Source organism: Nocardia kruczakiae NBRC 101016 (assembly GCF_001612965.1).
Lineage (GTDB): Bacteria > Actinomycetota > Actinomycetes > Mycobacteriales > Mycobacteriaceae > Nocardia > Nocardia kruczakiae.
Genome location: NZ_BDBL01000100.1, coordinates 1 through 1,162, shown reverse-complemented (window position 1 = coordinate 1,162; position 1,162 = coordinate 1). Strand labels below are relative to the sequence as shown.

The 1,162-nt window shown below is 69.1% G+C and carries 1 protein-coding gene; it reads left to right on the top strand.

Annotation, left to right across the window (positions count from 1 at the left end; genetic code table 11):
- The coding region (locus tag NK1_RS33180; RefSeq protein WP_174552780.1) for an IPT/TIG domain-containing protein at positions 1-1,162 on the top strand (1,162 nt) is incomplete at both ends.

Here is a 1,162-nt window from a genome sequence, read left to right as displayed (position 1 = left end):
ACGACCCCAGGCGGAACCAGCAACGGCGTCGCCTACACGTATCTCTCGGTACCCACGTTGACCTCGGTCGTGCCGAACGCCGGATCGGTGACCGGCGGGACCACGGTCGTCCTGACCGGAACGAACCTCACCGGCGCCACCGCGGTGAATTTCGGTGGCACTCCGGCCACGTCGTTCACTGTCGACTCCGCCACCCAGATCACCGCCGTCGCCCCCGCGGGAGCGGCGGGGACCGTACAGGTCACCGTCACGACGCCGGGTGGTACGAGCAACGGCGTCGCCTACACCTATATCGCCGTACCCACCTTGATCACAGCTGTGCCGAACGTGGGCCCGGTGACAGGCGGGACCACCGTCGTCCTCACCGGAACCAACCTCACCGGCACCACCGCGGTGAATTTCGGTGGCACACCGGCGGCTTCGTTCACCGTCGACTCCGCCACTCAGATCACCGCCGTCGCACCCGCGGGAACGGCGGGGACCGTACAGATCACCGCCACCACCGCGGGCGGCACGAGCAACGGCGTCGCATTCACCTACGTCGCGGTACCCACCCTGGCCGGCATCACTCCCCCGGCGGGCTCGGTGACAGGCGGGACCACCGTCGTCCTCACCGGAACCAACCTCACCGGCACCACGGCAGTGAATTTCGGTGGCACACCGGCCACCTCGTTCACCGTCAACTCGGCCACCCAGATCACCGCGGTGGCGCCTGCGGGAGCGGCCGGGGCGGTGCAGGTCACCGTCACGACACCGGGTGGTACGAGTAACGGGGTCGTCTACACGTATGTCGCGGTGCCCACGCTGGTCGCGGCGGTACCCAACGTCGGATCGGTCACCGGCGGCACCACCGTCGTCCTCACCGGAACCAACCTCACCGGCACCACCGCGGTGAGCTTCGGTGGCACACCGGCCACCTCGTTCACCGTCGACTCCGCCACCCAGATCACCGCCGTCGCCCCGGCAGGCACTGCCGGGACCGTGCAGATCACCGCCACGACCGCAGGCGGAACCAGCAACGGCGTCGCCTACACCTACATCGCGGTACCCACCCTGGTCGCGGCGGTACCCAACGTCGGCCCGGTGACAGGCGGGACCACCGTCGTCCTGACCGGAACCAACCTCACCGGCACCACCGCGGTGAATTTCGGTGGCACACCGG